We start from the raw sequence: 21,915 nt of genomic DNA, 5'->3' as shown, positions 1-21,915 counted from the left end.
GGCGGGGCATGATCGACCGCAGGGGCGCCCCCGGCCGGGGGCGCCCGCGCAGGTCAGGAGGGGTCGTGACGGACGGACGCGCGGTGGAGGACCTCGTCGTCGGTGTGCTCGGGGGCACCGGGCCGCAGGGCCGCGGTCTGGCGGTGCGGCTGGCCGCGGCCGGGCAGCGGGTGTTGCTGGGGTCCCGGGACGCCGAGCGGGCCGAGGAGGTCGCGACCGAGGTGGCGACCCGCGCCGCGGCCGTCGCCGGTGCCGGTGAGGTGTCGGTCCGCGGCGGGTCGAACGTCGACGTCGCGGGCGCGGCGGACCTGGTCGTCGTCGCCGTCCCGTACGCCGGGCACGCCGACACCCTCGCCGAGCTGGCCACGCCGCTGGCCGGCAAGGTCGTCGTCGACTGCGTCGTGCCGATGGGCTGGGACGAGCTGGGCGCCTACGCCCTCGACGTCGTCGAGGGCAGCGTGTGCCAGCAGGCCGCGGTGCTGCTGCCCGACAGCTCGGTGGTCGGCGCGTTCCACCACCTGTCGGCGGTGCTCCTGGAGGACCTGTCCCGGCCCACGCTCGAGGGCGACGTCATGGTCGTCGGTGACGTGCGCGAGGCCACCGACCTGGTGCAGGCGCTGGCCGGGCGGCTGCCGGGCATGCGCGGGGTCTACGCCGGCCGGTTGCGCAACGCCCGCCAGGTCGAGGCCCTGACCATCAACCTGGTGTCGGTCAACCGCCGCTACAAGGCCCACGCCGGCGTCCGCATCACCGACGTCTGAAAGGACCCCGTTGCCCCCCACTGCTCGCCCGCTCGCAGCGGGCCCCTGCAACGGGGCCGGGCGTCCGGAGGACGTCAGTCGAAGCTGTGCTCGGCGGTGGGGAAGGTGCCGTCGCGGACCTCGGTGGCGAACTCCTGGGTGGCCCGCAGCAGCTCCCCGCGCAGGTCGGCGTAGCGCTTGACGAACCGCGGCACCCGGCCCGACGTCATCCCGGCCATGTCCGGCCAGACCAGCACCTGGGCGTCGCAGTCGGGCCCGGCACCGATGCCGATGGTCGGGATGATCAGCTCCGCGGTGACCTTCGCGGCGATCGCAGCCGGGACCATCTCCATGACGACGGCGAACGCACCCGCCTCCTGCACGGCCCGCGCGTCGGCGAGCAGCTGCTCGGCACCGGCGCCGCGGCCCTGCACCCGGAAGCCGCCGAGGGCGTTCTCGCTCTGCGGGGTGAAGCCGACGTGGGCCATGACCGCGATGCCGGCCTGGGTGAGCAGCCGGATCTGCGGGGCCACGCGCACCCCGCCCTCGAGCTTGACCGCCTGCGCCCCGCCCTCCTTCATCATCCGCACCGCGGTGCCGAAGGCCTGCTCGGGTGAGGCCTCGTAGCTGCCGAAGGGCAGGTCGGCCACGACCAGCGCCCGCGTCGTGGAGCGGGTGACCGCCCGGGTCATCAGCAGCATGTCCTCGACCGTCACCGCGACGGTGGAGGTCTGGCCGAGGACGACGTTGCCCGCGGAGTCGCCCACCAGCAGCACCGGGATGCCGGCCTCCTCGAACACCTGCGCCGAGTGGGTGTCGTAGGCGGTGAGCATCGCCCAGCGCTCGCCCCGCTCCTTGGCCTGCCGCAGGTGGTGGACCCGCACGCGGGAGGTCGACGTCCCGCCGTACAGCACGGACTCGGTCACGCCTGGGCTCCCTCTCGCACGCTGGGCAGGCTCTCCCGCCAACGGTTGGTGATCGGCAGCCGGCGGTCCCGGCCGAAGGCCTTGAGCGAGATCTTCGTGCCCGGCGCGGACTGACGGCGCTTGAACTCCGCGAGGTCGATCATCCGCAGCACGCGGGCCACGATCGCCGGGTCGTGGCCGCGTTCGAGCAGTTGGGCCATGCCGAGGTCGCGGTCGACGTAGTCGGTGATGACCGCGTCGAGCTCCTCGTAGCTGGGCAGCGAGTCGCTGTCCTGCTGGCCGGGCGCGAGCTCGGCCGACGGCGGCTTGTCGATCGAGTTCTGCGGGATCGGCTCGACCTCGCCGCGGTCACGGGCGTACGCGTTGCGCCAGCGGGCGAGCTCCCAGACCAGGGTCTTGAGCACGTCCTTGATCGGGGCGAACCCGCCGGCGGCGTCGCCGTAGAGCGTCGAGTAGCCCACGGCCACCTCGCTCTTGTTGCTGGTGGCCAGCAGCAGGTGCCCGTGCTGGTTGGACAGCCCCATCAGCAGGGTGCCGCGCACCCGGGCCTGCAGGTTCTCCGCGGCCACGCCCGACAGCTCGACCGACGCGCGGTAGGCCTCCACCATCGGCGCGATCGGGACGACGGAGTAGTGCATGCCGAGGCGCTGCGCGGAGTCCGCGGCGTCGGTCAGCGACCCCTCGCTGGAGTACTCGCTGGGCAGCCCGACCCCGTGCACCCGTTCCGCACCCAGGGCGTCGACGGCCAGGGCGGCCACCAGCGCGGAGTCGATGCCGCCGGACATGCCGAGCACCACCGAGGGCATGCCGTTCTTGTCGATGAAGTCCTGCAGCCCCAGGACGAGGGCCCGCCACACCTCCTCGGCGTCGACGAGCGGGTCGGCGACGGTGCCCGGGCGCGCCTCGAAGGCGGCGACCGGCTCCTCGCTGAGCACGTGCCTGGTGACGGTCATCGGCCCGATGCGGCCCTCGCGCCGCTCGGTCACCGCGGCGGTGTCCAGCGCGAGGTCGACGGTGAGCAGGTGCTCGACGAACTGAGGCGCGCGCGCCAGCAGCGTGCCGTCGGCGGCGACGGCGAGGGAGTCGCCGTCGAAGACCAGCTCGTCCTGTCCGCCGACCTGGTTGCAGTAGACGATCGGGGCGCGCGCCTCGGCGGCGCGGCGCTGCACCAGCGGCAGCCGCAGGTCGTCCTTGGCCCGCTCGTAGGGGGAGGCGTTGGGGGAGACGACCAGGTCGACCCCGGCCTGGCCGGCCACGCCGCACGGGCCGCCCTCGACCCACAGGTCCTCGCAGATGGTCAGCGCGACGTCGACCCCGTGCAGCCGCACGACCGGCAGCTCGGTGCCGGGGACGAAGTAGCGGGCCTCGTCGAAGACGCCGTAGTTCGGCAGGTGCCGCTTGTGGTAGCGGACGACGACGCGGCCGCCGTGCAGCAGGGCCGCGGCGTTGCGGGGTGCGCCGCGCCGGGGGTTGGCGTCGCCGGGGGAGTCCTCCGCGTCGGTCGGCGTCGAGTCGACCGGGGCCGGGCCGCTGCCCTCGGTGTGCGCCAGGTAGCCGACGACGACGGCGGTGTCGCCGAGCCCGTCGGCGGCCAGCCGCGCGGCCAGGTCGACCAGGGTCTGCTCGCTGGCCCGGGCGAAGGACTCCCGCAGCACGAGGTCCTCGGCGGGGTAGCCGGTGAGGGTCATCTCGGGGAAGACGACGAGGTGGGCGTCGTCGGTGGCGGCGCGCCGGGTCCAGTCGACGACGAGGTCCGCGTTGCCGGCGAGGTCACCGACGCGGGGGTCGACCTGGGCCAGTGCGACGCGCAGCTGTACCGGTGCAGTCACAGGTCACAGTCTGGTCGCCGTCGGGTCGGGGTGACCAGGCGGGGACTGCCCCGAGCGGTTGTGGGGTGTCACACTCCCCGCGTCGACCGCCGATACGGTCGATGTCGTTCCTGTTGTGTCGTTGCTCCTGCAGCCTCTGGGGTCTCCATGACCGGCTCCCGGTCCACCCGCTCCGTCGCCGTCCTGTCCGCGCTGCTGGTCCTCGGCCTGCCGGCCTGCCAGGCCGCACACGGCGACGAGCCCGCTGCCGCACCGGTCGCCGTCCCGGCAGTGACCGCGGCACCGCCGGCCCCGCAGCCGGACCCGGTGGTCATCAGCACCGACCCGCCGCTGGGGTCGGTGGACGTCGCCCCGGTGACCCCGCTGTTCGTCGGCGCCGGCAACGGCACGCTCGCCACGGTCGACGTCCGGGCCGCCGACGGCACCGTCGTGCTCGGCACGATCGCCGCCGACGGCACCTCCTGGGTGGCCGACCAGGACCTGGCCTACGGCACCACGTACGCCGTCGTCGCCGAGGCCAGGGACGGCGCGGGGACGACGACGCGCCGCACCGGGGAGATCCGCACGGTCACCCCGCGCACGCTGACCCTGCCCACGGTCTTCCCCTCCGACGCGGCCACCGTCGGGGTGGGCCAGCCGGTCTCGGTGACCTTCGACGAGGACGTCACCGACCGGGCCGCGGTCGAGCGGCAGCTGCGCGTCACCAGCACCCCGCCGGTCACCGGCTCGTGGTCGTGGCTGTCGGACCGCACCGTGCACTACCGGCCGCAGGAGTACTGGCCGGCGCACACCCACGTGGTGGTCGACGTCGACGTCCGCGGCGTGCACGTCGGCGACGGCGTGCACGGCCAGCAGAGCGAGCACGTGGAGTTCGACGTCGGGGCGAAGAAGGTCGCCACCGTGGACGCCACGGAGCTGGTGCTGCGGCTCTACGTCGACGACCGGCTGGTGCGGGAGATGCCCACGTCGCTGGGCAAGAGCAGCAGCCCCACGCCCACCGGCACCTACGTGGTGATGCAGCAGTCGCGGGAGTACACGATGCGCTCGGCCAGCTACGGCGTCCCGCTGGACGCCCCCGGCGGGTACGAGACGCCGGTCGAGTACGCCTCGCGGCTGTCGAACTCCGGGATCTTCGTGCACGGCGCCCCGTGGTCGGTCCGCGACCAGGGACGCCGCAACGTCTCCCACGGCTGCCTCAACGTCTCGGTGGCGGACGCCGGCTGGTTCTACGAGAACTTCGGCCGCGGCGACGTCGTGGAGATCGCGAACGCCGGCCCGGCCATGGAGGTCTGGGACGGCTTCGGCGACTGGAACGCCGGCTGGGCCGACTGGCAGGCGGGCTCGGCCCTGGCGCGGTGAGTGCGACACCTGCCCGCCGCTGCTGTCCCCGGGCGCCGGGAGCGGGCAGGCTGGGGGCCACGTAACACCCCCGTCACGCCCGGAGGCCACGATGGCGAGCATGGACCGCCAGCAGGAGTTCGTCCTGCGCACCCTGGAGGAGCGCGACATCCGCTTCGTGCGGCTGTGGTTCACCGACGTCTCGGGCTATCTCAAGGCCGTCGCGGTGGCACCGGCCGAGATCGAGGCGGCCTTCGCGGAGGGCATCGGCTTCGACGGCTCGGCGATCGAGGGCTTCGCCCGGGTCTACGAGTCCGACATGCTCGCCAAGCCCGACCCGGCGACGTTCCAGGTGATGCCCGCGCAGCGCGGCCAGGCCAGCGAGACGGCGCGGATGTTCTGCGACATCACGCTGCCCGACGGCTCACCAGCCTGGGCCGACCCCCGGCACGTGCTGCGCCGCGCGCTGGCCAAGGCCGCGGACATGGGTTTCACCTTCTACACGCACCCCGAGATCGAGTTCTTCCTGCTCAAGGACCTGCCGACCGACGGGCGCCCGCCGGAGCCCGCCGACACCGGCGGCTACTTCGACCTCTCCACGCACGACGTCGCGCACGACTTCCGCCGCGAGGCGGTCTTCGCGCTGGAGGCTATGGGCATCTCGGTGGAGTTCAGCCACCACGAGGTCGCGCCCGGCCAGCAGGAGATCGACCTGCGGTACGCCGACGCGCTGTCGATGGCCGACAACATCATGACGCTGCGGCACGTCGTCCGTGAGGTCGCGCTGACCCAGGGCGTGCACGCCACCTTCATGCCCAAGCCGTTCACCGAGCTGGCCGGCTCGGCGATGCACACGCACGTCTCGCTGTTCGAGGGCGACCGCAACGCCTTCCACGACCCGGCCGACCCGATGAAGCTGTCGACCACGGGCAAGCAGTTCATCGCCGGGCTGATGACCCACGCCCGGGAGATGACCGCGATCACCAACCAGACGGTCAACTCCTACCGCCGGCTGCTGGCCGGCACCGAGGCCCCGACCGCCGCGACCTGGGGCCGGGCCAACCGCTCGGCGCTGGTGCGGCTGCCCTCCTACAAGCCGAACAAGGGCAACTCCGCCCGGGTCGAGGTCCGCTCGCCGGACTCCGCGTGCAACCCCTACCTGACCTTCGCGGTCCTGCTCGCCGCCGGACTGCGCGGCATCGAGAAGGGCTACGAGCTCCCGCCCGAGGCCGAGGACGACGTCTGGTCGCTCACCGACACCGAGCGGCGCGCGGCCGGCTACGAGGACCTGCCGGTCTCCCTGGGCGAGGCGCTCACCGCCATGCAGGGCAGCGAGCTGGTCGCCGAGACCCTGGGTGAGCACGTGTTCGACTTCTTCCTGCGCAACAAGTGGGAGGAGTTCAACTCCTACCGGCAGAACGTCACGCCCTTCGAGCTGAAGCGGTACCTGCCAGGCCTGTGACGGAGGACCCCCTCGCCCCCCACGACGCGCTCCGCGCGCCGCGGATCCCGGCGAGGGGGCCGGGCCGGGACGGTCAGGCGCAGGGGTCGCCGGCAGGCACGGCGGAGACGGTCACATCGGCGGTCGGGGACCCGTCGCCGCGGAAGGCCTGACCTCCACCGCACACGACCCAGTCCGGCTGGACCGGCCGGAACCAGCCGCGGGAGTCGACCAGGTGCACGACGGCCTCGACCTGCTCCAGGGCCTGCTGCGCCTCACCGACGGTCCGGCCGGCGACGTCGGGCAGCGGGCCGGTGAGCGAGCGGGTCGGCAGCTCCTCGTAGTCCGCCCGCACGGGCTCGGCCGGCGGCGGCGCCGACGGCGGGGCGGCCGAGGGCGTGGCCGCGGCCCGCATGAGCGGGCGCTCGGTCACCTGACCGACGACGGCCGTCGTGGCCACGGCCACCGCCACGGCGAGCGCGAGCACCACCACCCAGCCCACCCACCGGCCGATCGTCGACGATGTGCTGCGCTCCGGGTCCATGCGCTCCTCCTCCGAGTTGGCGGGAACGTACCGGACCGGGACCGTGCGGAAGGCCCTGTCGGCCGTGTCGCACGCACGCCGGTACGGGACCGAGATCCGCGGTCCGGCGCCGATAGGCTCCCGGTGTGGCCCGCCTGCTCGTCGTCGTCCCGTCCGACACCGACCCGCCCACCCGGCTGGGGGAGTGGCTGACCGACGCCGGGCTCGAGCTCGACGAGCGGCGGCTGTCCACCGGGGAGCCGTTGCCGGCCGACCTCACCGGCTTCGACGGCCTGCTGGTGCTCGGTGGCCCGCAGTCCTCGCTGGACGACGAGACGGTCTCCCCGGAGCTGGTCGGCGTGCGGCACCTGCTCGGCCAGGCGGTCGCCGCCGACGTCCCGACGCTGGCGATCTGCCTCGGCGCGCAGCTGCTGGCCCAGGTCGGCGGCGGCAGCACCCGGGTCGGCGTCGACGGCCCCGAGGTCGGCCCCACCCTGGTGGCCAAGCGGGACGCCGCCGACGCCGACCCGCTGTTCGCGCCGTTGCCGCTGTCGCCCGACGTCGTGCAGTGGCACCACGACGAGATCGACCGGCTGCCGGCCGGGGCGACCCTGCTGGCCAGCAACCCGCGGTACCCGCACCAGGCCTACCGGGTCGGCGCGCACGTCTACGGCCTGCAGTTCCACATCGAGACCGACGACCACCTGGTCCGCCAGTGGGCCGGCAGCGACCCGGTCGGCGTGGCCAGCACGGGCACCGACGTCGAGACCGTCTGCGCCCGTGCGGCCGCGGTGCACCCCGACGTCGCCGAGGTCTGGGCCCCGTTCGCGGGCCGGTTCGCCGCGCTCGTGCGGGACCGCGCCGCCGCGCGGGCCTGACGGTGTCCGCAGCCCCCACGCCCGACGACGTCCCCCGGCGGGCCGTCGTCCGGCTGGTCCGGTTCGGCTTCGAGGACGGCGCCCAGGCGGCCCGGCTGCTGGCCGACGCCTCGCTGGGCCTGTGGGACCTCGACCGCAACGAGCCCGCCGACCCCGAGGCCGGTGCGGTCGTCTCGGCGCTGGCCCGCGCGGGCGACCCCGACCTCGCCCTCCGGTCGCTGGCCCGGCTGGTCGAGGCGCTGGACGCCGCCGACCCCGACGGCGGCCTGGCCGCGGCCCTGCTCGCCCGGCTGCGCGGCTCGGCCTCGGTGCGGTCGCGGCTGGTGTCGGTGCTCGGGGCCTCCGCGGGGCTGGCCGACCACCTGGCCGCGCACCCCGCCGACTGGATCGTCCTGGACACCGAGGACCGGGTGTCCCGGCCGAGCCCGCAGGAGCTGCAGGAGCAGCTGCTGTTCGCCGTCGGCGCCGACCCCGCCGACCCGCCGTGGGGCGTCGGGCTGGGCAGTGGTGCGCCGGACTCCGACGGCTCTCGGGTGCGCGACCTCAAGCACGCCTACGGGCGCGCGATCCTGTCGCTGGCCGGCCGCGACCTCGGGGACGCGCTGCCGGCCGACGAGGTCGCCGCAGAGCTGGCCGACATCGCCGCCGCCGTGCTCACCGCGGGGCTCGCCGTCGCCGTCGCCGACCAGCCGGCGGGCAGCGCCCCGTGCCGGCTGGCGGTCATCGGGCTGGGCAAGTGCGGTGGCCGGGAGCTCAACTACGTCAGCGACGTCGACGTCGTCTTCGTCGCCGAGCCCGTGGACGCCGGAGCCGACGAGGCCGCCGCGCTGTCCTCGGCGACCCGGGTCGCGGCGGCGCTGATGCGGATCTGCCGGGAGGCCGCCTGGGAGGTCGACGCCGCGCTGCGCCCGGAGGGCAAGGCCGGCGTGCTGGTGCGCACCGTGGCCGGCATGCGGGCCTACTACGACACGTGGGCCAGCACCTGGGAGTTCCAGGCGCTGCTGAAGATGCGCCCGGTCGCCGGGGACCCGGCACTGGGCCGGGAGTACGTCGACGCGCTGTGGCCGCTGGTCTGGAAGGCCGGTGACCGGCCCGGGTTCGTCGGCGAGATCCAGGCGATGCGCCGCCGGGTCGAGCAGAACATCCCCGCCGGGCAGGCCGACCGGGAGCTGAAGCTGGGCCGCGGCGGGCTGCGCGACGTGGAGTTCAGCGTGCAGCTGCTGCAGCTGGTGCACGGCCGGGCCGACGTCACGCTGCGGGTCGGCGGCACGGTGCCAGCGCTCACGGTGCTGGGCGCCGGGGGGTACATCAGCCGGGACGACGCGGCCACCCTGGTCGCCTCCTACCGCTTCCTGCGCACGGTGGAGCACCGGCTGCAGCTGCTCCGGCTGCGCCGCACCCACCTGCTGCCGGTCGCCGGGGACCAGCTGCGCTGGCTGGCCCGCTCGCTGGGCTACAAGCCCGACGACCGCGGTGACTCGGTGGCCGTGCTGCGCGCGGAGCTCGCGCTGCACACCCGGGTGGTGCGCCGGCTGCACGAGAAGCTCTTCTACCGGCCGCTGCTGTCGGCGGTGGCCCGGGTGCCCGGCGAGCAGCTGGCGCTGGGGCCGCGCGCCGCGGGGGAGTGGCTGCGGGCGCTCGGCTTCGCCGACCCCGAGGGCGCACTGCGGCACATGACCGCGTTGACCGGGGGCCTGAGCCGGTCGGCGTCCATGCAGCGCTACCTGCTGCCGGTCCTGCTGCAGACCTTCGCCTCCTGCGCCGACCCCGACGCCGGCCTGCTGGCCTACCGGCGGGTCAGCGAGGCGCTGGGCCACGACCAGTGGTTCCTCCGGCTGCTGCGCGACGAGGGGCAGGCCGCCGAGCGGCTGGCGGTGCTGCTGGGCTCCAGCCAGTACGTCGCCGGGCTGCTCACCCGCACGCCCGAGGCGATGCGGGTCCTCGCCGACGACGCGCAGCTCGAGCCGCGCAGCGCGGACACGTTGACGACGGCCTGGCGGCAGGCGGTGGCCCGGGCCGGTGACGCGGCCGGCGGGGTGCAGGTCCTGCGCTCGCTGCGCCGGCAGGAGCTGCTGCGGATCGCCTGCGCCGACCTGCTGGGCCGCCTCGACGTGCTCCGGGTCGGGCAGGCGCTGCACGCGGTCGCCGTGGCCACGCTGCGGGCCGGGCTGGACGCCGCGCTGCGCAGCTGGGCCGCCGACGCCGGGCTCGCCGTCGCCGACGTCCCGGTCGACATCGCCGTCATCGGCATGGGCCGCCTCGGCGGGGCCGAGCTGGGCTACGGCTCCGACGCCGACGTCCTGTTCGTGCACCGGGTGCGTCCCGGTGCCGACGAGAGCAAGGCCGCCTCGACGGCCAACGCCGTCGCCCACGCGCTGCGCCGGCTGCTCGGCGAACCCGCCCCCGACCCCGCCTTCGAGGTCGACGCCGATCTCCGCCCGGAGGGCCGGTCCGGGGCGCTGTCGCGCAGCCTGGAGGCCTTCGCGCAGTACTACCAGCGCTGGGTCGCCACCTGGGAGGTGCAGGCGCTGCTGCGGGCCGAGCCGGTCGCCGGCGACGAGGCGCTGGGTGCTGCGTTCATGGCCCTGGTCGACCCGCTGCGCTACCCGGGTGCGGGGCTGTCCAGCGAGCAGGTCGGGGAGATCCGGCGGATGAAGGCCCGGGTGGAGAGCGAGCGGCTGCCCCGCGGCGCCGACCCGGCCACGCACACCAAGCTCGGCCGCGGCGGGCTGGCCGACGTCGAGTGGACGGTGCAGCTGCTGCAGCTCGAGCACGCCGCAGTGCACCCGGCGTTGCAGGTCACCGGCACGGTCACCGCGCTGCACGCGCTGACCGAGGCCGGGCTGCTGGAGGCCGAGCAGGCCGAGGCGCTGCAGACGGCCTGGGAGCTGGCCAGCCGGGCGCGCAACGCGGTCTTCCTGGTCCGCGGCCGGCCCGGCGACCAGCTGCCCCGGGCCGGGCTGGAGCTCAACGGTGTCGCCCGGGCCTGCGGGTACGGCGCCGACACCGACGCCGGGCAGTTCCTCGACGACTACCGGCGGGTCACCCGGCGGGCCCACGCCGTCGTCGAGCGGGTGTTCTACGGCCGCACCGAGGAGGGCTGACCGGGGCGGTCGGTTGCGCGCCACGGAAGAGGGGCACCATCGGGGTGTGCCCCCCGAGTCCCTGGCCGAGCAGCCGGTCGCCGAGCCCACTGTCGAGACCACCGACGTCCCCGCCGTCTCCGAGGCGCAGGTCCAGAACCTGCCGCCCGCCGACGAGCCGACGGCGACCATCACCCCCTACCGCGACGGGCCGCTGCTCGTGCGCGGGGACTTCCGGCTGGTCGACACCGACGGCAACGAGATCGACCCCGGCCGCAGGACCGTCGCGCTGTGCCGGTGCGGGAAGTCGGGCATCAAGCCCTTCTGCGACGGCACGCACAAGCGGTCCGGCTTCTCCGCCGGCAGCGCGCCGTCCCGCCCGCGCCCGGCCGCCGAGCTGTACTCCGGCACCGGCGACTGACCAGCTCGTCACGCCCGGGCCCCCCGCTGTTCGCCCGGACGACACCTCCGGCTGGCCGGGGCGGTCGAGGCTGTGCCGGTCCCGTCCCGGTCCAGTGAGGTGCCCGTGCTCCGTCGTCCGTCCCGTCCCGTCTCCGGTGTGCTCGCGCTGAGTGCCCTCGCCCTCGTGGTCGCCGCCACGCCGGCCTCCGCCGCTCCGCAGCCGCGCACCTTCGCCCCGCTGGCCACCTTCGCCGTCGAGGGCGAGGTCGCCGAGATCCTCTCCGCCACCCCCGACGGCCGCACGGTGCTCTACACCGACTCCGAGCTGGGCGTCGTCGGCCTGGTCGACCTCAGCGTGCCCACCGCGCCCCGGCAGCTCGGCACCATCGACGTCGGCGGGTCGCCCACCTCGGTGGCCGTGACCCGCGACGGCCGGCACGCCCTCGTCGTCGTCGACGACACCACCGACCTGACCCGCCCGGCCGGCCACCTCGCGGTGGTCGACCTGCGCTCGCGCGCGGTGGTCCGCAACATCGACCTGGGCGGACAGCCCGACAGCATCGACATCGGCCCCAGCGGCCGGTTCGCCGCGATCGCCATCGAGAACCAGCGCGACGAGGACCTCGAGGTCGGAGGCGTCGAGGGTGGGCTGCCGCAGCTGCCCGCCGGGTTCCTGTCGGTCGTCGACCTGCGCGGCACGGTCGACCGGTGGACCGTGCGTCAGGTGTCGCTGACCGGGCTGCCCGGCGCGCTGTTCGCGAACGACCCCGAGCCGGAGTTCGTCGACGTCGACCGCGCCGACGTGGCCGCAGTGACCCTGCAGGAGAACAACGCCGTCGCCCTGGTCGACCTGGCCGGCGGCCGCGTCGTCTCCTCGTTCTCCGCCGGCACCGTCACCCGCACCGACGCCGACACGACCGATGACGGGACGGTCGCCTTCGACGACGTGCTCGTCGCCCCCCGTGAGCCCGACGCGGTGCAGTGGACCGCCCACGGCAACCTGGTCACCGCCGACGAGGGCGACCTCGCCGCCGAGCCCAGCGGCGGCCGCGGCTGGACGGTCTTCAGCCCCACCGGCACCGTGCTGTTCGCCAGCGGCGGCTCCGCCGAGGAGGCGCTGGCCGCGGCCGGCCGCTACCCCGACGGCCGCAGCGACGACAAGGGCGCGGAGTTCGAGGGCGCCGAGGTGACCCGCATGCAGGGCACCGACTACACCCTCATCGGCTCCGAGCGCGGCGACGCCGTCCTGGTGTACGAGCACGGCCGGGACGCCGCCCCGCAGCTGCTGCAGGTGCTCACCACCGGGGACGCCCCGGAGGGCCTGCTGGCCGTCGAGTCCCGCAAGTTGTTCCTGACCAGCAACGAGGGCGACGGCACCCTCTCCGTGTTCGGCCTGCGCTGAACGACGGCCCCTCCCGGCCCCGCTGCGGGGCCGGGAGGGGCCTCATCACACGGTGACCGGCTCCTGCACGCGCAGGCCCGAACGGCCGGCCTCCCAGGCGCCGAGCAGGTGGTGGGCGGTGAGCCCGTCGAGGGCCAGCGAGCACTGGGCACCGAACAGGACGTCGGCGGTCAGCTCCGGGTCGTCGGTGACCAGCGAGCCGCACATGTCGACCGAGGCGATCTGCTCGTGGACGGCGTCGGCCTCCACGTGCTCGTCGTAGAAGACGGTCGTGCCGGGGCCGAACCCGAGGCGCTTGAGCCCACTGGAGTACCGGCGGCTGGGCTCGGAGGAGGTCATCTCCACCGCGGCGAGGTGGCCCAGGGACGCCCCGCGCAGCCGGCGGTGCAGCCCGAACAGCGACATCGTGTTGACCGAGGTGAACGCCACCGCCGGGGCGTCGTCCCACAGCGCGCCGTAGGTGTCGTCCAGGTCCAGGTCGCGCATCAGGCCGGCGAAGAGCTGGCTGTGCATGCGCTCGGGGGAGCCGCCGCCGTACTCGTCGGCCTGGATCTCCACCATCGCGGCCTTCGCCCGCCCGCTCAGCCGGGGGATCGCCCAGGTGTGCGGGTCGCCCTCCTTGAGGTGGTAGACGCTGCGCACGGTGAGGTACTCGCGCCACTGCTGATGAGTGCCGTGCCGGGCCAGGTACCGCGACAGCGACGGGCCGTCGTCGGCGGCGATGACGGCGGTGAGCTGCTGGTCGACCGGGTCGGCGGTGACCGCGACCGGGCTGACGAGGGACTGCAGGGCGGCCAGGTGCCGCTGCTCGAGCACCGCGCGCAGGCGCAGCAGCTCGGGGTTCCACTCCCAGTCGTCGTCGACCTCGTCGAAGCCCCGGTAGTGCAGCTCGTAGCAGACGGCCAGGGCGAGCTGGAGGTCCTCGTCGGTCAGCGGGTCCTCCGCTGCGGCGGCCAGGGCGTAGCCGACCGCGAGCGTCTGGCTGCTCAGGGTCGACCCGGCGGCGAGGTCCGCGCACAGGGCGGTGCTGAGGGGACCCCGGGGCTTGGGAAGGCGCATGGGTCGATTGTGCCCAGCCGACCCCGGTCCCGAACCCCCGTGGCGGGGTGGGTGCCCGGCCGGGCGTACCCGGCCGGGCACCGCGGTCACTCGAAGGCCGACGCCATCCGGGCCTGCTCCTCCAGCACCTCACCGATCCGGGCCTGGACGACGTCGAGCTGGCCGATGATCTCGGCGGTGGTGTGGATGCCGGTGGCCACGGCCTTGCTGCTGGCCTGGATGCCGGCGATCTGGTCGGAGACCTTCTGGGTGGCGCTGGCGGTCTCCCGCGCCAGGTCCTTGACCTCGCTGGCCACGACGGCGAAGCCCTTGCCCAGCTCACCGGCGCGGGCGGCCTCGATGGTGGCGTTGAGGGCCAGCAGGTTGGTCTGGTCGGCGATGCCGGAGATGATCCGGATGACCTCACCGACGGCGGCGGAGGCCTCGTCCAGGGCCAGCACCTCGCTGGTCATGGTGGAGGCCTGGCTGACGGCGCTCTCGGCGACCCGCCCGGCGTCGCTCGCGGCCTCGCGCAGCCGGGAGACGGTGTCGAGCAGCTCGCGGGCGTTCTCCGCGGACTCCTCGGTGCGACGCAGCACGTCCAGTCGCTGGGAGACCAGCTGCTGCACGTTGCGCAGCGCCGAGGCCCGGGAGTCCGACAGCTCGATGGTCTCGGTGACGAAGAAGTCCATGGTGCCGATGACGCGGCCGCCGACCAGCAGCGGGAAGCACACGCCGGACTTCACCCCGGCGCGCTGGGCGGCCGGGGCGCGCACGCAGTCGGTCATCTCGCCGATGTCGGCGGTGAAGAACAGGTCGCGGGTCTTCCACGCGCGCCCGGACAGGCCCACGCCCTCGGCGAAGGACGCGGCCAGGGTGACCTTGCGGAACTCCTCACCGGCCGAGCCGGACTCCTGCTGGAAGCGCAGCACGTTCGCGGACTCGTCCAGTGCCCAGTAGGAGCCGTAGGCCCAGCCGAAGGCCTCCCGGACGGTGTCCAGCGCCAGGCGCAGCGCGCCGGCCTGGTCGCGGGCGGCACCGAGCTCGGTGACGACGGAGGTGACCGCGACGCGGTCGTCGAGGTTCTCCTGCAGCTCGGCCTTGGCGAGGGCGGACCGCCGGGCGTGGCCGAGCAGTCGGCCCAGCGAGTCCCACTTGCCCTGCCGGGCGCCGGTGAAGGGCATCTCGCCGCGGTTGTAGTACTCGTGGAGGGCGGTCACGGTCCCGTTCTCCACCAGCGGCAGGATGCACCCGTGGGTGGCGCCCGCGGTGAGCGCGCCACCCCAGCGCAGGCAGGTCGCGGGGTCACTGGCCTCGCCGACGAGCACCGCCGTCTTCGTCCGGATGGCCTGACCGCCGTAGCCGTCGGCGGCGGTGATGCTCCGGACGCGTGCCGACGTCGAGGCCGCCATCGCCGGCGCCAGCGGGCCGTACTCGCCGAACCGGTGGAAGCCGTCCGGGCCGGGCAGCCACACCGCGCCGTAGGAGAGGTCCAGCTGTCGGACCAGTTCCTCGGTGACCTTCTGGTGGGCGTCCTTGTCGTCGGTGACGCCCCGGTCGAGGACGGCGATGACCTGCTCGACCGCCTCGACGTCCCGGGGCATGGCCGCCGGCACCGCTGCCTTCTCCTGGCCGCTGTTGCGCCGCCTCATCCTCGTCCTCTTCCGCCGCCCCGTGCGGCGGGTGCTCCCGCCGGCTGTTGACCCGTCTCCTCTCCTTCTCGGCAGGGCGGGGCGGCATGTGGACGGGAACGGTGGCGTCCCCGGGGTGACGCGCGCGGTCCGTTGTGACACCGGTCTCACGCGGCCGCGCCGGGGCCCTATGATCGCTGCCGACGGCGTCAACGGCGACGCCGCTGTGGTCCGGAGGCGCGCGCATGTCCACGACCTACACCCGGGACGACACCGGTCCGGCGCGACCCCCCGGCGGCCCGGCCGGTCGTCGGCTGTCGGTGCGCTCGGTCCTCGTCTGGACGGCGGTGGCCCTGGCGGGCGCGGTCGCCTGGACGGTGCTCGCGCTGTCCCGCGGGGAGACTGTCTCGGCGCTGTGGATCCTGTTCGCGGCGCTGTGCTCCTACGCGATCGCCTACCGCTTCTACGCCCGGTTCATCGCCCGGACGGTGCTGCGCACCGACGACCGGCGGGCCACCCCGGCCGAGCGGCTGCACAACGGCGTCGACTTCGACGTCACCGACCGGCGGGTGCTCTTCGGCCACCACTTCGCCGCCATCGCCGGCGCCGGGCCGCTGGTCGGGCCGGTGCTCGCCGCGCAGATGGGCTACCTGCCCGGCACGATCTGGATCGTCGTCGGCGTCATCTTCGCCGGCGCCGTCCAGGACCTGACGGTGCTGTTCTTCTCGATGCGCCGCAACGGCAAGAGCCTCGGGCAGATGGTCCGCGAGGAGATCGGCGTCGTCGGCGGCGTCGCCGCCCTGATCGCCGTCTTCGCGATCATGATCATCATCCTGGCCGTGTTGGCGCTGATCGTGGTCAACGCCCTCGCCGAGTCGCCCTGGGGCGTCTTCTCCATCGCGCTGACCATCCCGATCGCGCTCTTCATGGGCCTGTACCTGCGCCGGCTGCGACCAGGGAGGGTGCTGGAGGCCACCGGCATCGGCGTCGTCCTGCTGCTGCTGGCCATCATCGGCGGCGGCTGGGTGCAGGAGAGCGCACTCGCCGACGCGCTGACGCTGTCCAAGGAGTGGCTGGTCCTCGCGCTGGTCGTCTACGGCTTCGTCGCCTCGGTGCTGCCGGTGTGGCTGCTGCTCACCCCGCGCGACTACCTGTCGACGTTCATGAAGGTCGGCGTCATCGTCCTGCTCGCCCTGAGCCTGCTCATCGCCCGGCCGGTGCTGCAGGCCGACGCGATCACCGACTTCGCCCGCGAGGGCACCGGACCGGTCTTCGCCGGGTCGCTGTTCCCGTTCGTCTTCATCACCATCGCCTGCGGTGCGCTCTCGGGCTTCCACGCCCTCATCGCCTCGGGGACGACGCCGAAGATGGTGGCCAAGGAGAGCCAGGTCCGGCTCATCGGCTACGGCGGCATGCTGATGGAGTCCTTCGTGGCCATCAGCGCGCTCATCGCCGCCTGCGTCATCGACCAGGGCCTGTACTTCGCGATGAACAGCCCGGCCGGCGCCACCGGTGGCGCGGTCGAGTCCGCGGCCACCTTCGTCCAGGGCTTCGGGTTCGACACCTCCGCCCAGGACCTCGCCGCCGCGGCGGCCGCGGTCCAGGAGCCGACCCTGATCTCCCGCACCGGTGGCGCCCCGACCCTGGCCGTCGGCATCTCGCAGATCTTCAGCGACGCGTTCGGCGGCAACCTGCAGGCCTTCTGGTACCACTTCGCGATCATGTTCGAGGCGCTGTTCATCCTCACCGCCGTCGACGCCGGCACCCGGGTGGGCCGGTTCATGCTGCAGGACACGATCGGCAACGTCTGGAAGAAGTTCGGCGACCTGTCGTGGCGGCCGGGCAACGTCATCGCCAGCGCGGTCGTCGTCGGGCTGTGGGGGTCGGTGCTCTACATCGGCGTGACCGACCCGCTGGGCGGGGTCAACCAGCTCTTCCCGCTGTTCGGCATCGCCAACCAGCTGCTGGCCGCCATCGCGCTGACCCTGGTCACCGTGCTGCTGATCAAGCACGGGAAGCTGCGCTACGCCTGGGTCACCGGCATCCCGCTGGCCTGGGACCTGATCGTCACGATGACCGCCAGCTGGCAGAAGGTCTTCTCCGACGTCCCGGCGATCGGCTACTTCGCCCAGGCCGACCGCTACCGCGACGCCCGGGACGCCGGCCAGCTGCTGGCACCGGCGAAGGACCAGGGGCAGATGGACCAGGTGGTCTTCAACTCCACCCTCAACGGTGTGCTGCAGAGCCTGTTCGCCGTCCTGGTCCTGGTCGTGGTGGTCAACGCCGTGGTGGTCATCGCCCGCGCCGTCCGCGCCGGGGGCCTGCCCACCACGGAGGAGCCGGCCGTCCCGTCGGCCCTCGTGGAGCCCTCGGGCCTGTTCGCCACCGCCGAGGAGAAGCGGGCGCAGGCCGACCACGAGCGGCTGGTCGGCAGCGGGGGCGGTCAGCAGTGACCGCCGCCGACGTCCGTTCCGCCGTCGTCCGGGCCGGCCGCGGGGTGCGCTGGTACCTGCGCGAGTGGAGCGGCGAGGCGCGCTGGGACGACCACCTGCGCGAGTGCGCCGCGCACGGGCACGCACCGCTGACCCGGCGGGAGTTCGAGCGCCGCCGGTCTGACGCGATCGAGCGGAACCCGGTCAGCCGCTGCTGCTGACCTGACACGAGGGAGGGGCGCTCACCCCTGCGCCGGCGCCTCCACCGAGGAGCGCCGGCGCACCAGCCGGAGCAGGGCGAGCGCCCCGGCGGTCAGCAGAGCGGCGACCGCCATCCACGGCAGCACCACGCCGAGGACGACGAGCGTCGCACCCACGGTCGTGACCAGCGCGCGCCAGCCGGTGCCCAGCCCCTCGAGGAACCCGTCCGGCCCGCCGACCGGGGCCACGCCGAACGGCCGCAGCTGCACCCGCAGCGTCGACAGCTCCACCTGGTCGGCCAGCGAGGCCCGCTGCGACTGCAGGGACTCCAGCTGCGACTGCCGCTCCGACAGCGCCTTCTCCGCCGCGAGCAGCGCCTCGGTGGTGGCCGCGCCGTCCATCAGGCCCTGCAACCGCGTCGCGGAGCTCTGCAGCGCCGAGATGCGCGCGTCCAGGTCGACCACGGTGGCGGTGACGTCGGAGCGGGACACCGACACGGACTCGACGTCACCGAGCTCCTCCAGGTCGGCCAGGACGCCGGTCAGTGCGTCGGCCGGCACCCGCACGACCAGGTCGGCGGAGGCGCCCGCGCCGTCCTCCTCGTCCTGGGAGGCGGCCTGCTCGGTGCGCTCCTCGACCCGGCCACCGGCGGCCTCCACCAGCTCGCTGACCCGCTGGGCACCGGCGGCGGGGTCCTCGACGGCCACCGAGGCGGAGCCGGTCTGCACGACCTGGCGGTCCGGCTGGGCCTGGGTCGGGACGCCGGGCGCCACCTCGGGGGTCCCGGGCACGGGGACGTCGACGGCGGGGGCCGCCGTGCCCGCCGCGCCCGACGCGTCCGACGCCGAGTCGGAGGACGCGCTGCAGCCGGCGAGTGCGACGACGGCCAGGACGGTGACAGCGGTGCTGCGCAAGCGCCTCATGGCGGCACGCTAGGACCTCCGACGCGCCGCTGACCAGCATCGACACCGGATCGTGACGCCCAGCGGGATGTGCGGGCGCCGTCGTCCCGGGGCTGGCCGGCCGCGCGACGGTGGTCCCGCCGGAGGGACCCGGGTGGGTCCGGCGCGCGACGGTTCGTCCCACCCGCCCCGGTGGCGCCCCTGCGGCACAGCGGACGCGGCGCCTGCGCCGTGCACCGGCCCCGCGCCCCCACGCTGTGTCCCACGGACGACCAGGGCACCGCGTTGAGGAGGACGACCGATGGGGACCGAGGCACACGGGGACGACACCGGAGGCCGCCAGGGCGCGGCGGGCTGGGCAGCGGCGCAGGCACGGCGGGAGCGCCAGGCGAGCGAGCTGCGGGCCGGGATCTCGCTGGTCGGCAGCGCCGCCGCCGACCTCGGCTGGGGCGCCCGGCCCGACGTGCGGGTGCTGCCCGACGGCCGGCTGTGGCTGGACGAGCTGGAGGTGGCGGTGACCGCGGCCGAGGTCTACCAGGCCGCCCGGCACCTGATCGCCGCCCAGGTGGCCACCGTCGCCGAGCAGGCGGGCTCGTCGGTGGGCGCCGTCGCCGGCCCCTGGCTGCTCAGCCTGCACACCAACGAGGCGATGGTGTCCCTCGACCTCGACGTCCCCCAGGAGGACGTCGCCTGACCCCGCGGGACGACCCGGCCTAAGCTCGCCCCTCGTGCGGCCCTTCCTCCTGCTCTCCTCCCGCGCGGAGGACCTGGCCGCCGACGACGAGTACGAGTCGTTCCTGCGCGCCACCGGGCTGGCGCCGGACGAGTTGCGCCGCGTCCGCATGGAGGCAGGCCCCCTGCCGGAGATCGACCTGGACCGCTACGCCGGGGTGTTCGTCGGTGGGGGCCCGTTCAACTCCAGTGACCCGCCGTCGCAGAAGTCGGTCGTCCAGCAGCGGGTCGAGCGTGAGCTGTCGGTGCTGCTGGACGAGATCGTCGCGCGTGACCATCCCTTCTTTGGTGCCTGCTACGGGGTCGGGACGCTCGGGGTGCACCAGGGCGGCGTCATCGACCGGACGTACGCCGAGCCGATCTCCGCGGTCCGGGTGCGGCTGACCGAGGCCGGGCGCACCGACCCGGTGCTGGCCGGCCTGCCCGCGGAGTTCGACGCGTTCGTCGGGCACAAGGAGGCCTGCCGGGTCCTGCCGCCGACCGCGGTCCTGCTGGCCGGCTCCGCCACCTGCCCGGTGCAGGTGTTCCGGGTGAAGCAGAACCTGTACGCCACCCAGTTCCACCCGGAGCTGGACCTCGAGGCACTGATCACGCGGGTGGACGTCTACCAGCACGCCGGGTACTACCCGCCCGCGGAGCGGGATGCCCTGGTGGCCCGCCTGGCGCCGGCGGTGGTCACCGAGCCCGGCCGGATGCTGGCCGACTTCGTCGCCCGGTACGCCTGACCCACGGCGTGCCGTCGTCGCGGGGCGGGGGAGACGGGACGCCCTCGCACTGGTCGTCCCGGTCGTCCTGCCGCCGAACGGCAGGAGAGCCGGCCCCCAGGGGGACCGGCTCTCCTGGTCGTTCAGCTGCGCGGGTGCAGCACGACGTGGATCAGATGTCGTAGTACATCGCGAACTCGTGCGGGTGCGGGCGGAGACGGATCGGGGTGATCTCGTTCTCCCGCTTGTACTCGATCCACGTCTCGATCAGGTCGGGGGTGAACACCCCGCCGTCGAGCAGGTAGTCGTGGTCGACCTCGAGCCGGTCGAGCACCGCGTCCAGCGACGCCGGCACCTTCTCGATGCCCAGGGCCTCCTCGGGCGGCAGCTCGTAGAGGTCCTTGTCGACCGGGGCCGGGGGCTCGATCCGGTTCTTCACGCCGTCCAGGCCGGCCATCAGCATCGCGGAGAAGGCGAGGTAGGGGTTGGCCGAGGGGTCCGGCACCCGGAACTCGATGCGCTTGGCCTTCGGGTTGTCACCCGAGATCGGGATGCGGGTGCAGGCCGAGCGGTTGCGCGCGGAGTAGACCAGGTTGATCGGGGCCTCGAAGCCGGGCACCAGGCGGTGGTAGCTGTTGACCGTCGGGTTGGTGAAGGCCAGCAGCGAGGGGGCGTGCTTGAGCAGGCCACCGATGTAGTGCCGGGCGGTGTCGGACAGGCCCGCGTAGCCGGTCTCGGCGTGGAAGAGCGGCTGTCCGTCCTTCCAGAGGCTCTGGTGGCAGTGCATGCCCGAGCCGTTGTCACCGAACAGCGGCTTGGGCATGAAGGTGGCGGTCTTGCCCGCGGCCCAGGCGGTGTTCTTGATGATGTACTTGAACAGCATCAGGCTGTCGGCCGAGCGCAGCAGGGTGTCGAACTTGTAGTTGATCTCGGCCTGCCCGCCGGTGCCCACCTCGTGGTGGCCCCGCTCGAGCTCCAGGCCCGCGCCGGCCAGGTTGACCATCATCTGGGCGCGCAGGTCGCTCTGGTGGTCGACGGGCTCGACGGGGAAGTACCCGCCCTTCTGCCGGGTCTTGTAGCCCAGGTTCGGGCCGCCGTTCTCCCCGGTCAGCGAGCCGGAGTTCCAGGAACCCTCGATCGCGTCGATGTGGTAGTAGCCCTCGTTGATCGAGGTGTCGTGCCGCACCGAGTCGAAGACGTAGAACTCGGCCTCGGGGCCGAAGTACGCGGTGTCGGCGATGCCGGAGCTGGCCAGGTAGGCCTCGGCCTTCTTCGCCACGTTGCGCGGGTCGCGGCTGTAGGCCTCGCGTGTGATCGGGTCGTGGATGAAGAAGTTGATGTTCAGCGTCTTGTGGATGCGGAACGGGTCGACGTACGCGCTGCTCGCGTCGGGCAGCAGCAGCATGTCGGACTCGTTGATCGTCTGGAAGCCACGGATCGACGAGCCGTCGAAGCCCAGGCCGTCGCTGAACGTGTCGGGCCCGAAGGTCTCCGCGGGGATGGTGAAGTGCTGCATGACGCCGGGGAGGTCGCAGAACCGCACGTCGACGAAGCGCACGTCGTTGTCGCGGATGTAGGCGAAGACCTCGTCGGGACTGGTGAACATCGATCCTCCGGGAGTGGGCGGACAGCCGAGCCGCAAGTTACGAGCGGGCGGTTGCCCTGCGGTGTCTCTCGTGTTTCCGGGCGGTAACACCGGCCCCCGGCGTGTCG

18 protein-coding genes are annotated in these 21,915 nt (G+C 73.9%); 11 read left to right on the top strand and 7 right to left on the bottom strand.

All coding sequences use genetic code 11. The annotated features are described in order from the left end of the window. Window positions 1-65 precede the first annotated feature (65 nt). Complete coding sequence (npdG, locus tag O2W14_RS06150) at window positions 66-761, top strand: NADPH-dependent F420 reductase (protein ID WP_269175196.1); 696 nt, start codon at window positions 66-68, stop codon at window positions 759-761. A 74-nt stretch (window positions 762-835) separates the two neighbouring features. On the opposite strand, the gene panB is transcribed toward npdG, so the two are convergent. Next, the gene (gene panB, locus O2W14_RS06145) at window positions 836-1,666 is read right to left on the bottom strand and encodes a 3-methyl-2-oxobutanoate hydroxymethyltransferase (protein WP_269175195.1); all 831 of its coding nucleotides are present in this window, start codon (window positions 1,664-1,666) and stop codon (window positions 836-838) included. After that, the gene (locus tag O2W14_RS06140; RefSeq protein WP_269175194.1) at window positions 1,663-3,495 is read right to left on the bottom strand and encodes an NAD+ synthase; all 1,833 of its coding nucleotides are present in this window, start codon (window positions 3,493-3,495) and stop codon (window positions 1,663-1,665) included. Before O2W14_RS06140 ends, panB begins: the two co-directional genes overlap by 4 nt. A gap of 147 nt (window positions 3,496-3,642) precedes the next feature. Between O2W14_RS06140 and O2W14_RS06135 the strand changes: the two genes are divergently transcribed. Together O2W14_RS06135 and O2W14_RS06130 are read left to right on the top strand one after the other, a co-directional pair. Beyond that, window positions 3,643-4,854 (top strand): L,D-transpeptidase, encoded by a 1,212-nt coding sequence (locus tag O2W14_RS06135; RefSeq protein WP_269175193.1) that lies wholly within the window; start codon window positions 3,643-3,645, stop codon window positions 4,852-4,854. 100 nt (window positions 4,855-4,954) lie between these two features. After that, on the top strand, window positions 4,955-6,295 hold the full coding sequence (locus O2W14_RS06130; RefSeq protein ID WP_269175192.1) for a glutamine synthetase family protein: 1,341 nt from the start codon (window positions 4,955-4,957) through the stop codon (window positions 6,293-6,295). A 73-nt stretch (window positions 6,296-6,368) separates the two neighbouring features. Here the strand turns inward: O2W14_RS06130 and O2W14_RS06125 are convergent, their stop codons facing one another. Beyond that, window positions 6,369-6,818, bottom strand: a complete 450-nt coding sequence (locus tag O2W14_RS06125) for a hypothetical protein (protein WP_269175191.1) — start codon at window positions 6,816-6,818, stop codon at window positions 6,369-6,371. Between the two features lie 125 nt (window positions 6,819-6,943). On the opposite strand from O2W14_RS06125, the gene O2W14_RS06120 reads away from it, so the two are divergent. The 4 genes from O2W14_RS06120 (at window position 6,944) to O2W14_RS06105 (ending at window position 12,562) form a co-directional block, all read left to right on the top strand. After that, window positions 6,944-7,675, top strand: a complete 732-nt coding sequence (locus O2W14_RS06120) for a type 1 glutamine amidotransferase (RefSeq protein WP_269175190.1) — start codon at window positions 6,944-6,946, stop codon at window positions 7,673-7,675. Between the two features lie 2 nt (window positions 7,676-7,677). Next, on the top strand, window positions 7,678-10,779 hold the full coding sequence (locus tag O2W14_RS06115) for a bifunctional [glutamine synthetase] adenylyltransferase/[glutamine synthetase]-adenylyl-L-tyrosine phosphorylase (RefSeq protein ID WP_269175189.1): 3,102 nt from the start codon (window positions 7,678-7,680) through the stop codon (window positions 10,777-10,779). A 46-nt stretch (window positions 10,780-10,825) separates the two neighbouring features. After that, window positions 10,826-11,179 carry a CDGSH iron-sulfur domain-containing protein gene (locus tag O2W14_RS06110; protein ID WP_269175188.1) on the top strand — a complete coding sequence of 118 codons (354 nt, stop codon included), beginning with the start codon at window positions 10,826-10,828 and terminating at the stop codon, window positions 11,177-11,179. 138 nt (window positions 11,180-11,317) lie between these two features. After that, window positions 11,318-12,562 carry a hypothetical protein gene (locus O2W14_RS06105; protein ID WP_269175187.1) on the top strand — a complete coding sequence of 415 codons (1,245 nt, stop codon included), beginning with the start codon at window positions 11,318-11,320 and terminating at the stop codon, window positions 12,560-12,562. 45 nt (window positions 12,563-12,607) lie between these two features. Here O2W14_RS06105 and O2W14_RS06100 read toward each other — a convergent pair whose 3' ends face one another. Both O2W14_RS06100 and O2W14_RS06095 read right to left on the bottom strand, forming a co-directional pair. Further along, a complete protein-coding gene (locus tag O2W14_RS06100) occupies window positions 12,608-13,621 on the bottom strand; it encodes an iron-containing redox enzyme family protein (RefSeq protein ID WP_269175186.1) in 1,014 nt (337 codons plus the stop codon). A gap of 86 nt (window positions 13,622-13,707) precedes the next feature. Further along, on the bottom strand, window positions 13,708-15,252 hold the full coding sequence (locus tag O2W14_RS06095; protein WP_269175185.1) for a methyl-accepting chemotaxis protein: 1,545 nt from the start codon (window positions 15,250-15,252) through the stop codon (window positions 13,708-13,710). A 224-nt stretch (window positions 15,253-15,476) separates the two neighbouring features. Between O2W14_RS06095 and O2W14_RS06090 the strand changes: the two genes are divergently transcribed. Both O2W14_RS06090 and O2W14_RS06085 read left to right on the top strand, forming a co-directional pair. Next, complete coding sequence (locus O2W14_RS06090) at window positions 15,477-17,684, top strand: carbon starvation CstA family protein (RefSeq protein WP_269175184.1); 2,208 nt, start codon at window positions 15,477-15,479, stop codon at window positions 17,682-17,684. Further along, the gene (locus O2W14_RS06085) at window positions 17,681-17,884 is read left to right on the top strand and encodes a YbdD/YjiX family protein (RefSeq protein WP_269175183.1); all 204 of its coding nucleotides are present in this window, start codon (window positions 17,681-17,683) and stop codon (window positions 17,882-17,884) included. Before O2W14_RS06090 ends, O2W14_RS06085 begins: the two co-directional genes overlap by 4 nt. Window positions 17,885-17,905: 21 nt before the next feature. On the opposite strand, the gene O2W14_RS06080 is transcribed toward O2W14_RS06085, so the two are convergent. Further along, on the bottom strand, window positions 17,906-18,787 hold the full coding sequence (locus tag O2W14_RS06080; protein WP_269175182.1) for a DUF4349 domain-containing protein: 882 nt from the start codon (window positions 18,785-18,787) through the stop codon (window positions 17,906-17,908). A 280-nt stretch (window positions 18,788-19,067) separates the two neighbouring features. Between O2W14_RS06080 and O2W14_RS06075 the strand changes: the two genes are divergently transcribed. Both O2W14_RS06075 and O2W14_RS06070 read left to right on the top strand, forming a co-directional pair. Continuing rightward, window positions 19,068-19,460 carry a hypothetical protein gene (locus O2W14_RS06075; RefSeq protein ID WP_269175181.1) on the top strand — a complete coding sequence of 131 codons (393 nt, stop codon included), beginning with the start codon at window positions 19,068-19,070 and terminating at the stop codon, window positions 19,458-19,460. Between the two features lie 34 nt (window positions 19,461-19,494). Next, the gene (locus O2W14_RS06070) at window positions 19,495-20,223 is read left to right on the top strand and encodes a glutamine amidotransferase (RefSeq protein WP_269175180.1); all 729 of its coding nucleotides are present in this window, start codon (window positions 19,495-19,497) and stop codon (window positions 20,221-20,223) included. Between the two features lie 151 nt (window positions 20,224-20,374). On the opposite strand, the gene glnA is transcribed toward O2W14_RS06070, so the two are convergent. Beyond that, window positions 20,375-21,808, bottom strand: coding sequence for a type I glutamate--ammonia ligase (gene glnA, locus O2W14_RS06065; RefSeq protein WP_269175179.1), 1,434 nt, complete (start codon window positions 21,806-21,808; stop codon window positions 20,375-20,377). Window positions 21,809-21,915: the final 107 nt, after the last annotated feature.

Source organism: Modestobacter sp. VKM Ac-2986 (assembly GCF_026967795.1).
Lineage (GTDB): Bacteria > Actinomycetota > Actinomycetes > Mycobacteriales > Geodermatophilaceae > Modestobacter.
This window is presented reverse-complemented; position numbering and strand designations above follow the sequence as displayed.